Origin of the sequence: Castellaniella sp. (genome assembly GCF_041675725.1) — a bacterium.
In the GTDB taxonomy this organism is placed as follows: domain Bacteria; phylum Pseudomonadota; class Gammaproteobacteria; order Burkholderiales; family Burkholderiaceae_B; genus Castellaniella.
Window position 1 is genome coordinate 1 of sequence record NZ_JBAYTI010000076.1, and the last position, 11,415, is coordinate 11,415.

The following is an 11,415-nucleotide window of genomic DNA, read 5'->3' on the forward strand; positions in this document are numbered from 1 at the left end:
GATGGGGCAGGCCTGGACATAAGGATACTCGGATGCACGACACGGGCAGGACAGCCTGCAAAGGCTTCTGTTTCATTATACGGGTAGGGGTCGCAGCGTCGGTCCTGGTGGCCGCCCTGGCCTTGTCGGCATGGGCGGGCGCCCGCTGGCAGGCGTCTCAGGCATCTGCGCGGGCCGATACACTAGCCGATCGGGCCGATAGCGCGCAGGGCGATCTTCCGTCGCGTACCGCCGGGCCGCATCCGCACGAGCACGCCGCCTTTCTCCAGGGCGGGCTGGCCGAGCTGGCGGGCAAGTTGGGTGAACTGCAGGGGCGTCTGCTGGTCATGGAGTCCGGCTATGCGCGCATGGCCCGGGCCGCAGGTGTGGATGGCGTGCTGCCGGTGCCGGGCGCCATCGACGCCCCGGTCGTGCCGGATCCCGCGGATCCTGCAGATGCCGAAGTGCTGGATGATCTGCCTGTCTCGCCAGCACCGCCTTTGCGCGACATGGGATCCGTTCAGCGTCTCGGCCACGGCATCGGCAGGCTGAAAATGCGCCTGGATGCCCAAGAGGATGCCCACACCGTGCTCGAGGCCGCTCTATCCGGGCAGACCGGCTTTCAGGCCAGCCTGCCTACGCTGGCGCCTGTCGATTATCCCGCGCTGAGTTCGTCGTTCGGCTGGCGGCGCAATCCGGTCAGCCAGCGCGAACGCATGCATGAAGGGCTGGACTTCAAGGCGCCCCACGGGGCGCCCATCCGTGCCGCATCCGGGGGGTTGGTGGTGCGGGCCGGATCCTGGGGCGGCTATGGCCGCATGGTGGAAATCGATCACGGCAACGGCTTGCACACCCGCTATGCGCATGCCTCCAAGTTGCAGGTAAAGCCGGGGGATATCGTGCGCCAGGGCCAGGAAATCGCCCGGGTGGGCAGTACCGGGCACTCCACGGGCCCGCACCTGCACTTCGAAGTGCGCATGGCCGACTACCCTTTGGATCCGGGCTTGTTCCTGCAGCAGGGCGCGCCGGCGATGTGGGCGATGGCCCAGTCCGCCCAGACGGTTGTGGCGGATACGGTCGCGACAGATACGGCTGCGACAGATGCCCCACTGCGTTAAACTGCATCGTTTACCTGTGATCTCAAAGGGTCACGATCATTTTTTGCCAACCCGGGCCCTTGGGGCTTGCTGTCATCCAACGTCATGGTCTCTCTGTTCAAAAAAATTCTAGGCAGCCGCAATGATCGTCTGCTCAAGCAGTATCGCCGGCTGGTTGCGCAAATCAATGCGCAGGAGCCCGCCATGCAGGGCCTGTCGGATGACGAACTAAAAGCCAAGACAGACGAATTCCGCGCGCGGCTGGCCGAAGGGAAATCCCTCAATTCCCTGCTCCCCGAAGCGTTCGCGGTCGTGCGCGAGGCCAGCCAGCGCGTGTTCGGCATGCGGCATTTCGATGTGCAGATGCTGGGCGGTATCGCCCTGCATAATGGCAAAATCGCTGAAATGCGCACCGGCGAAGGCAAGACGCTCATGGCGACACTGCCCGTGTACCTCAATGCCCTGACCGGGCGGGGCGTGCACGTCGTCACGGTCAACGACTACCTTGCCCGGCGCGATGCCGAATGGATGGGTCAGCTCTATGGCTTCCTGGGCCTGAGCGTGGGTGTCGTCGTGCCCCAGCAAGACAACGAGGAAAAGCGGGCGGCCTATCGGGCCGACATCACCTATGGCACCAACAATGAGTACGGTTTCGACTACTTGCGCGACAACATGGAATACCGGGTCGAAGATCGCCGCCAGCGCGGTCTCTCGTACGCCATCGTAGACGAAGTCGACTCGATCCTCATCGACGAAGCCCGCACGCCGCTGATCATTTCGGGGCAGGCCGAAGACAACACCGAACTCTATATCCGCATGAATTCGGTGCCGCCGCTGCTGACGCGCATGGCCGAAGAGCCCAAACCCCATGAACCCGAGCCGGATGGGGATTTCTGGGTCGACGAAAAGGCCCAGCAGGTGCATATGTCGGAGGCAGGGCAAATCAAGGCCGAGCAGGTGATGATCAGCCAGGGCATCCTGCCGGCCGGCGAGTCCCTGTACGACCCCCGCCATATCTCGCTCATCCATCATCTGCTGGTGGCGCTGCGGGCGCACAACCTGTTTCACCGCGACCAGCAGTACGTGGTGCAAAACGACGAGGTCGTCATCGTCGATGAATTCACGGGTCGTCTCATGGCGGGCCGACGCTGGTCCGATGGCCTGCACCAGGCCGTCGAGGCCAAGGAAGGCGTCCGTATCCAAAACGAGAACCAGACGCTGGCCTCGATCACGTTCCAGAACTATTTCCGCATGTACGACAAGCTGGCCGGGATGACGGGCACGGCCGATACGGAAGCCTACGAGTTCCAGGAAATCTACGGGCTGGAGACCGTCATCATCCCGACGAACCGGCCCATGATCCGCGACGACCAGAACGATCAGGTCTTCAAGACCGATGCCGAGAAATACCAGGCCATCCTGGCCGACATCATCGATTGCCACAAGCGCGGCCAGCCGGTGCTGGTGGGTACGACCAGCATCGAGAACTCCGAGCGCCTCTCCGCCGCCCTGACCCGCGACGGCCTGCCCCACGAAGTCCTCAACGCCAAGCAGCATGCCCGCGAGGCCGAGATCGTGGCAGAGGCAGGCAAGCCGGGCCACATCACGATTGCGACCAACATGGCGGGCCGTGGCACCGATATCGTGCTGGGCGGCAGCGTGGACAAGCAAGTGGCGCTGGTGCGGGCCGACGACAGCTTGTCGGCCGAAGAAAAACAGGCGCGCATCGAGACCATCCGTACCGAATGGGCGCCCGCCAACGACGCGGTCAAGAAAGCCGGCGGCTTGCGCATCGTCGGCACCGAGCGCCACGAGTCGCGCCGCATCGACAACCAGCTGCGCGGGCGCGCCGGGCGCCAGGGGGACCCGGGCTCATCGCGCTTCTATCTGTCGCTGGACGATTCACTGATGCGCATTTTCGCGGGTGACCGGGTACGGGCCATCATGGAGCGGCTCAAGCTGCCCGAAGGCGAGCCCATCGAGGCGCGCATGGTGTCGCGCTCCATCGAATCCGCCCAGCGCAAGGTCGAAGCGCGCAACTTCGACATCCGCAAGCAGCTGCTCGAATACGACGACGTGGCCAACGATCAGCGCAAGGTGCTGTATGCACAGCGCAACGAGGTGCTCGAATCCACCTCGGTGGCCGACACCATCGCCAGCTTGCGCGACGCCGAGATCACCGCCATATTCCGCCAGTACCTGCCCGAAGAAACCATGGAAGAGCAGTGGGATGTTCCTTCGCTGCAGACCACGCTCGAGGCCGACTGGTCGGTGGTCATGCCGCTGGCCGAGATGCTCGAGAAAGAGCCCGACCTCACGGACGACGACCTGCTCGAGCGGGTTCTGGCCGAAACCCGCCGGCTGTATGACGAAAAAGTGGCCCTGGTCGGCGAAGAAGCCTGGCGCCCATTCGAGCGCTCGGTGCTGTTGCAGTCCATCGATACCAACTGGCGGGCCCATTTGGCCACGCTCGATCATCTGCGCCAGGGCATCCATTTGCGTGGCTATGCCCAGCAGGATCCCAAGCAGGCCTATAAGCGCGAGGCCTTTGCGCTGTTTTCCGACTTGCTCGACCGTATCCGCAACGAAACCGTGCGCGTGCTCATGACGGTGCGGATCCAGTCGCGCGAGCAGGTCGAGGTCGAAGAACCGGCCAGCCCCGCGCTCGAAAACGTGCGCTACCACCATGCCGACTACGACGCGGCCTTGCGCGGCGAAGACCTGGGCCTGGGCGAAGAGCCCGCCGCAGCCGGCCAGCGGGCGGCCGTGCCCCCGGGCGCCGTGCCCAGGGTCGGGCGCAACGAGCCCTGCCCCTGTGGCAGTGGCAAGAAATACAAGCATTGTCACGGGAAACTCAGCTGACGCTGACGGGCGGGGTGCGCAAAGCGGGTGCGCAGAGTGCGCGGAAAGGGGTGTGCCGGGGCAGGGTGCGCAGTCGGGGTGCGCGGCGCGCATCAAATCAGGAACAGCGTGGCCAGGCCCAGAAACAAGAAAAACCCCAGCGAGTCGGTGGCAAAGGTAAGCAGCACCGAAGAACCCACGGCGGGGTCCTTGCCAAAGCGATCGCGCAGCAAGGGGATCAGCACCCCGAGCGCCGCCCCGATCAGCATGTTGCCCACCATGGCGGCCATCATGACGCCCGCCACCGCGTAAGAGTCTGAAATCACCCACGCGAAGGTGGCGGCCACCAGGCTGCCGCAGCTGCCCACCAGAAACGTGACCTGAAGCTCACGCTTGACCAGCTGCCAGATGTTGGCCCCGGTGACACGGCCGGTCGCCATGGCGCGTATGATCATGGTCATGGTTTGGTTGCCCGAATTCCCGCCGATACCGGCCACGATGGACATCAAGAAGGCCAGGATGACGATGTGGCTGACCGTGTCCTCGAAGCGCGAGGCCACCAGCGAGGCGATCGACGCCGTGCACAGGTTGATCAGCAACCACGGAGCGCGGTTGCGCAGGGCCGACAACACGGGTGCAAAAATGTCTTCTTCCTGCAGGCCGGCCCGCGACAACTCTTGCTCTTGCGAGTCTTCCTGCAGCACGTCGACCACTTCGTCGATGGTGACGCGGCCGATCAGGCGGCCCTGTTCGTCCACCACGGGTGCCGATACCAGATCGTAGCGTTCGAATGCGCTGGCGGCGTCGGCGTCCGAGTCGAGTGGATTCAGGCTCAGGACGTCGGGTTCCATGACCGCACTGACCAGGGTGTCGGGTTCGCTGAGCAGCAGGCGCGATAGCGACAGCGTGCCGCGCAGCAAATCGCTCCGGTCGACCACGAAGATCTGGTCGGTGTGATCCGGCAGTTCTTGCAGGCGGCGCAGGTAGCGCAGCACGACTTCGAGTGTGACATCTTCACGGACCCGCACCATGTCGTAGTCCATGATGGCCCCGACGGTGTCCTCGGGGTAGCCCATGGCGGCGATCAGTTGGGCCCGCTCGGCTTCGGTCAGGCCTTTCTGGACCTCGGCGATGACGCCTGGCGGCAGATCGGGGGCGAGGTCGGCAATTTCATCGGCATCCATCTCGCCGGTCGCGGCGAGCAGGTCGTCGTGGTCCATGGACTCGATGAGCGATTCGCGAACCCAGTCCTCGACCTCGAGGAGCACGTCGGCATCGTATTCCTGGTTGACCAGCTGCCAGACCGCCTGGCGCTGCAGTACGGGCAGCGATTCGAGAATGAAGGCAATGTCGGCCGGATGCAGCGCGTTGATGATGTGGCCGATCTCGTCTTCGTGCTGGCGCTGCAGCATGCCTTCGAGCAGATTGGAGCCGTCTTCGTCTTCGGCCTCGTGCTGGCGCTGCGCCAGCGCATCGACGACTTCCTGCCGTTTCAGGATGGCCTGCAGTTCCTGCAGGGCCAGCTGAGCGTCCTCGGGGTCGAGGCGGCGCGGAATCACGACGGTGACGGGGGCTTCCGGGATGACGGGCTGATCGGCCATGGGGATCAGGCTCCTGGCTGGTCCGGCAGGGGACGGCTGCGCCGGTTTTCGTCGGTGGCGACGTAGGTCAGCGTGGCTTCCGTGACCTTGACCACCTCGGTCTGCATGCGCTGGCGCTCGGCGTAGACCTCGACCTGAACCGTGATCGAGGTGCGCCCCGTGTGAGTAATGTGGGCATAAAAGCTGAGCAGGTCGCCCACAAAAACAGGCTGGCGGAAGGAAAAGGCGTTGACGGCCACGGTGGCCAGCCGCCCGCCGGCCCGCCGGGTGGCGGGGATCGACCCGGCAATGTCGACTTGCGACATGATCCAGCCGCCAAATACGTCACCGTGGATATTGGCATCGGCCGGCATGGGCATGACGCGCAGGACAACCGGATGTTGGGGTAATGAGACGGAAGAGGACATGGCAGGTTCCAGGTTGCATGACATTCGACCAGGCCGGTGTCGCTGGCGGTGGAATCCGCATTTTACCTATCCGGGCCGTGGCTATCGGCAGAAACACGGATATCTTCGGACTGAATGTAGCCGCACAATGAAACAAGCCCCCGGATGCGAGGGCCGATGTCTGGCATGAAGAAAAGCAATGTGTTGGTGGGTCGTGCGCGGCTCGAACGCGCGACCAACGGATTAAAAGTCCGGTGCTCTACCGACTGAGCTAACGACCCAACGCAAGCCGTGCATAATGACATCAATTCAAGGTTTAGTCAATTGCTCACTCAGGTGGAGATCGTTTCATGTCCGTACACGTCGGTCGTTCAGGTTTGCGCCTGCATATTCTGTCTGATCTGCACCTCAGTATGCAGAATCTGGCCCTGCCCGATGTCTCTGCAGATGTCACCATTCTGGCGGGCGACGTGGCGCGGCCAGAGGCCGCCATGCAGTGGGCCAGCCAGATTCCGCGGCCGGTGTTGTATGTGCCCGGCAACCACGAATTCTATGGGGGCAGTATTCCGGGTGTGCGCGCCGATCTGTCCCGCGCGGCCCAGGCGCATGGCATCCGCCTGCTCGATCAGCAAGCTGTGGTGATCGAAGGCGTGCGCTTTCTGGGCGCCACCCTTTGGACGGATTTCAAGCTGTATGGCGCCGAACTGCAGGATTCGGTCATGCAGAAGGCCGCCGAATTCATGCGCGACTTCAAGGTGATCCGCAACGCCGACGGCAGTGTGTTCAGCCCGCGGGATGCCGCGGCCCTGTTTGCCGAACAATACGCCTGGCTCGATGCGCAGCTCGATCTCCCGCATGATGGGCCCACCGTGGTCATTACGCATCATGCGCCCAGCATGCGCAGCGTGCATCCACGGTTTGCAGAATCACTGCTCAGCGCCGGCTTCGTGTCCGATTGCTCTGGTCTGCTGGGGCGCGCCGATCTCTGGGTGCACGGCCATACGCACGACAGCTTCGATTACCACGCGCTCGGCACGCGGGTGCTTTGCAACCCGCGCGGGTACTGCGTCAAGGGCGTGGATGAAAACGCCCAGTTCGATGCGGGCCTGTGCATCGAACTGCCGCCACCCGGGGGCGCCTGACCCGGTGCGCACAAGCAAGGGTACCGGCAGGGCGGTACCCCGCTCAGCGGGCTCTGGAGATCCGTACTTCGGCGCCGCGGCGCTTGACTTCGAGGCCCTCTGAGGGCAGGATGCGCAGGCCTTCCAGCCCCTTGATGTAGCTCGAGCCCTGCATCTGCATGACCCGGATCTTGTTGCGCATTACCACCGGGTTGTGTTCGGGCATCCCGAACATCCAGACTTCTTCTAGGATGCGGGCCGAGTTGATGTCGCCCGTGTGCTGCACGGCCGGACCCAGGCACAGCATATGGCCTTCGCGGCCAAAGACGGGCAGGCTGTTCGGGGCGCATTCCAAGCGCCAGTGCGTGCCGCCTTCGTAGCGCCAGCCGGTGGACAGGTCCCACCAGGCATTGCCCCGGGGCAAATAGATGTCGGCCTGCGTGCCCGGCCGCATAACCGGCGCCACCAGCAGGGCCGGACCCAGCAGGTACTGGGTGTCGTGGGCATGCGCCTCGGGGTCGTCGGGGTAGGATTGCACCATCGAACGCTGTACGGGCAGGCCGGTGCGCACGGCATCATCGACGATGCCGGCGATATAGGGCAACAGCCGGTAGCGCCATTCGAGCCAGTGCGTGATGAGCGCGCGGGTGTCGTCGTCGAATGCGTCCGGCATCAGGTCCGGGTGGCCCTGAAAGCTGAAGTTGGCGGAAAACACGCACATGGCCAGCCAGCGCAGGTAGAGCTCGGCCGACATGTCGGCCATGGGGCGCCCCGGGTTGCCCAGCCGATGGGTCTGTACGGCCACGCCACTGTTGCCGGTGGCCAGGGCGGCTCGCAGGCTGTCGGCGTAGCCTTGCCACGAATTGTCGATTTGCGGACCCAGTTGCCAGGCAAAGCGCTGCACGCCGGGGAAGAGGTCCCGGCTGAGAACGATGCCTTCTTGAGGGGTGCGGGTGCCGGGCACGGCATCGAACAGCGTGCGCCTGGCCAGATGCGGGTAGACCGTGCGCAGGATGGCGCCGGCTTCGCGGCTGCGCGCTTCGACTTCGTCCGGGAAGTCGAACCGTGCTTCGCATACGGGGGCGCGCAGGCCGTCTTGTTCGGCTTGCTGGTGGCGTTCGATCCACAGACGCGCCACATCTTTGTGGGTCAGGTCCAGCACCCCGAAGGGGCGGCCGTCGGATGCGGCCGTGCCCGGGCATATCCAGGCATTGCCCTGGTCGTCTGGCAGCAGCCAGCCGTGGTCTTCGAGTTCGTCGAAGAGCGGTGTTCCCTGCAGGACGCCTGGAAAACAGGCGCCCGCCAGGTGCAGATCGAGTGCGTCGGCGGCCTCGACCAGTGCCCGCCAGTCGGGGACGCGCGGCGACCATTCGAAGACGGATTTGTCGGGTTGGAAGCCCACGATGGCAGGATCTGCCAGCAGCAATGCGTCAAGCGCCATGCCCTGTTTGCGCAGGGATCGGACCTGTTCGAGGCTTTGCTGCACGGATTGGCCGGGCGCCTGGTCGAGCCAAACCCCCATGGGCCACAGATTGGGCTGGCCGGCGCGACCAGTGAGTGCCGTATATTGGTTGAGAATTTCGGCGGGTTCGCCGGTATACAGGAAGACATCCAGACCGTGGTCCGCGGTGCGTACCGTACATTGCCCGGCTGCCCGGAGGTCGTGCTCGACCCCCCGCAGCGTGTTGTAATGCATGCCCCAGCCGCGTGGGCTCCAGGCCAGGGGCAGGGCGCGGTCTTCGGCCCGGTCGGAATGCAGCAGTACGCCGCAGCGGTCTAGCGAACCCACGGTTTCGCCCAGGCCGCACAAGGCCTCGTCGGCCTGCAGGGCCCACTCGAGCGTCCAGAGCGGCAGGGCATCGCCGTTCGTGGCCTGGGCGCCCAGACGCGCCTGGGCCACGGGCTGGTCCGCCACGAGCAGGCGCAGGCTCAGCATGGGCTTGCTGCTGACTTCGAGACAGGCCGCCCCTTGGGTGAACCGCCAGATGCCAGGGCCTTGTTCCTGGGCCTGCATTTCGCCCACGGCTTCGTGGCGCACCAGCAGCATGTCCGCCTGGCGTTGCGCCGTTGCAGTGGGCTTGGTTGGATCGAGCCAGAGCCGCGGGCCGCAACGCAGCCGAAATACCCCCGGCGCATGCGCCTGGATGCGCAGGCACCAGGCGTCGGCCCGCAAGGCCCATTCGATGCAGGATGAGGTCTGCATGACCGGCGCGGCATCAAAAGGCGCTTCGGTCTCAAGAAACAAGTCCGCCAGATCAGTGGTGGGAGACACTATGGCTCCTTGGCACAAGGTCGTGTGAAAACCGTTATTCTGACGGATTTGTGCCATAAAATAAAATCGTCAGCGTACACGGATGCGTCGCAGCAGTTCGCGCTCGATGGGTTCGGGCGCGCCCTCGAGCCGTGCGGCCAGCCAGCTGCCCGCCAAGGCCGCCCAGCTCAGGCCCCGCGAACCATAGCCGCAGGCGAGCCACAGCCCGGGTGGGCCGGGTACCGCACCGATCACCGGCAAGTGGTCGCGGGTCGCGGCGCGCCACCCCGCCCAGCCCTGCGGTTCGGGGTGATCCAGCCAGGGCAGGGACCCCGGTGCCAGCCAGCCTGCCAGCTGGCGGCGGATGTCCTCGTGTCCGTCTGCATCGACCCGCGCCTCGGCCGCGTAGGGCCGGTACGTACTGCCAGCCACTGCCCAGCCGTTCAGCGGCGGCAGGCCGTAACCCTGCCCGGCCACGATGCAGGCCGGCCGCGTGGACGACCCTGAAGGATACAGGCTGATCTGCCCGGCCAGGGGCTTCAGGTGCCGAAGCACGGGCCACGGCGTCGCCACGCTGCTGTCGGCCAACAGGCGCGGTACGTCGATGGCATTGGCCAGCACCACCTGCCCCGCCTGGTCCAGAACCTGGCCCGCCGTATCCAGCAGCTGCCAACCGCCGGCCGGACGTGCGGCCACGCGGGCCACCCAGCCTTCATGATACCCGATGGCTTCATGGTGCAGCAGCGCGTGGATCAGCGCCGGCGGGCTCACGCGCAGCGCCTGCGCAAACCAGAGACCGCCGAAGGACAGCGGGATACCCGCCTGGCGGCTGGCGGTTTCCTGGTCCATCCAGCAGACCCAGGACGCGGGAAATTGCAGCCGCGCCAGCGCTGCCTGCTGGCGCTGGGCCTGGGCGGGGGAACCCGCACGGACCAGGGCGCCACAGGCGAGCGGGCGCGCCGCGGGCGCCAGGGCCAGCCAGCGGGTGCGGGCATGGGCCAGCCCACTGCGGCTCAGGCGCGAGCGCGTGTCGTCGTCCGGGCTCAGGGCCGGGATCAGGGCGGCACCGGCCGGCGCCCGAGCGCAGCTGCTGGAAGGGGGCACGCCCGAATCCCATACGTGCACGCGATGCCCCCGCAACGCCAGGGCGTGCGCTATGGCGGATCCTGCCAGCCCGGCGCCGACCACGGCGATCGTATCCGGCCTGGGGGCGTCTCCGGCACGCCCCAGCCCCGGTCGAAGGCGGGCAACGGTCATTTCGCGTTTGCCGGCAAAGCCCGCCTGTCGGCTGACCAGGAAGCCCGCATTCTGCAGATCGCGCCGGACCTGTCCGGCCGCACACCAGGTGGCCACGGTCGCCCCTTCGGCTGCAAGCCGGCGCAGTTGCGCAAAGAGCTCGGGGCGCCACATCTCGGGGTTGCGTCGCGGTGCGAAACCATCGAGGAAAAAGGCATCCACACAGGCCAGCGTCTGGCGCGCCATGACCCGTATCGAACCGAACAGCAGGGTCAGGGTCACGCGCCCTTGATCCAGCTCGATCTGGTGAATGCCGGGCAACAGGGCAGGCCATGCGGCGGCCAGGGCCTGGGCGAGGCCCTGCATGTCTGCGGGCAGGCGGCGCCATGCGTGCCGAAGATCCTCGGCATGGAACGGATGGGCTTCGAAAGCCAGGTAATGCAGCCGCTCGCCGCGTTGCGGGTCGTGGCGCCAGGCGTGCCAGGCCGCCAGGAAATTGTGGCCAAGGCCAAAGCCGGTCTCACCGATAGTGAAGCGGGCCCGCCGGCGCCAGCGTTCGGGTAGGTGGTTGCCCTGCAGGAAAACGTGCCGTGCCTGTGGCAAGGCCCCGGCGATGCCGTGATAGACGTCGCCGAATTCCGGGTGGTACGGGACGCCCCGGGCATCGACCTGCCAGCGCGCCGGCGTCAGGATTTCTGCAGGCAGGGCCATGGCGGCGTCATGACGTGCACGGGCGGCACATGCTCGTACAATAGATGTCTGGGGCGGGCGTCCGCCGGCCGCCCGGGTTGTCGGTGTTTCAGGGTGGGTCGCATGGGGTCTTCAAATTTCGCATCAGCCGATTGCCTGGACGCAGCGGTCACGGCTGCGCGGTCCGCAGCAGCCATTTTACAGGCCCACGCC

Annotated in this window: 7 protein-coding genes and 1 tRNA gene; 3 read left to right on the forward strand and 5 right to left on the reverse strand. The window is 65.7% G+C overall.

The genetic code is table 11. The annotated features are described in order from the left end of the window. Window positions 1-32 precede the first annotated feature (32 nt). Together WCZ84_RS12345 and secA are read left to right on the forward strand one after the other, a co-directional pair. On the forward strand, window positions 33-1,097 hold the full coding sequence (locus WCZ84_RS12345; RefSeq protein ID WP_372686579.1) for a M23 family metallopeptidase: 1,065 nt from the start codon (window positions 33-35) through the stop codon (window positions 1,095-1,097). Between the two features lie 84 nt (window positions 1,098-1,181). Then, the gene (gene secA / locus WCZ84_RS12350) at window positions 1,182-3,938 is read left to right on the forward strand and encodes a preprotein translocase subunit SecA (RefSeq protein WP_372686585.1); all 2,757 of its coding nucleotides are present in this window, start codon (window positions 1,182-1,184) and stop codon (window positions 3,936-3,938) included. Between the two features lie 92 nt (window positions 3,939-4,030). Here the strand turns inward: secA and mgtE are convergent, their stop codons facing one another. From mgtE to WCZ84_RS12365, 3 genes are all read right to left on the reverse strand, one after another. After that, window positions 4,031-5,518 (reverse strand): magnesium transporter, encoded by a 1,488-nt coding sequence (gene mgtE, locus WCZ84_RS12355; RefSeq protein WP_372686580.1) that lies wholly within the window; start codon window positions 5,516-5,518, stop codon window positions 4,031-4,033. Between the two features lie 5 nt (window positions 5,519-5,523). Continuing rightward, window positions 5,524-5,925, reverse strand: a complete 402-nt coding sequence (locus WCZ84_RS12360; protein WP_372686581.1) for an acyl-CoA thioesterase — start codon at window positions 5,923-5,925, stop codon at window positions 5,524-5,526. Window positions 5,926-6,109: 184 nt separating this feature from the next. After that, window positions 6,110-6,185, reverse strand: a tRNA-Lys gene (locus WCZ84_RS12365). 69 nt (window positions 6,186-6,254) lie between these two features. Here WCZ84_RS12365 and WCZ84_RS12370 point away from each other — a divergent pair. Then, on the forward strand, window positions 6,255-7,046 hold the full coding sequence (locus WCZ84_RS12370) for a metallophosphoesterase (protein ID WP_372686582.1): 792 nt from the start codon (window positions 6,255-6,257) through the stop codon (window positions 7,044-7,046). Window positions 7,047-7,089: 43 nt separating this feature from the next. Here the strand turns inward: WCZ84_RS12370 and WCZ84_RS12375 are convergent, their stop codons facing one another. Then, entirely contained in the window at window positions 7,090-9,297 is a 2,208-nt protein-coding gene (locus WCZ84_RS12375) for a glycoside hydrolase family 31 protein (protein ID WP_372686583.1), read from the reverse strand. Between the two features lie 69 nt (window positions 9,298-9,366). After that, complete coding sequence (gene mnmD, locus WCZ84_RS12380) at window positions 9,367-11,223, reverse strand: tRNA (5-methylaminomethyl-2-thiouridine)(34)-methyltransferase MnmD (protein ID WP_372686584.1); 1,857 nt, start codon at window positions 11,221-11,223, stop codon at window positions 9,367-9,369. Window positions 11,224-11,415 lie beyond the last annotated feature (192 nt).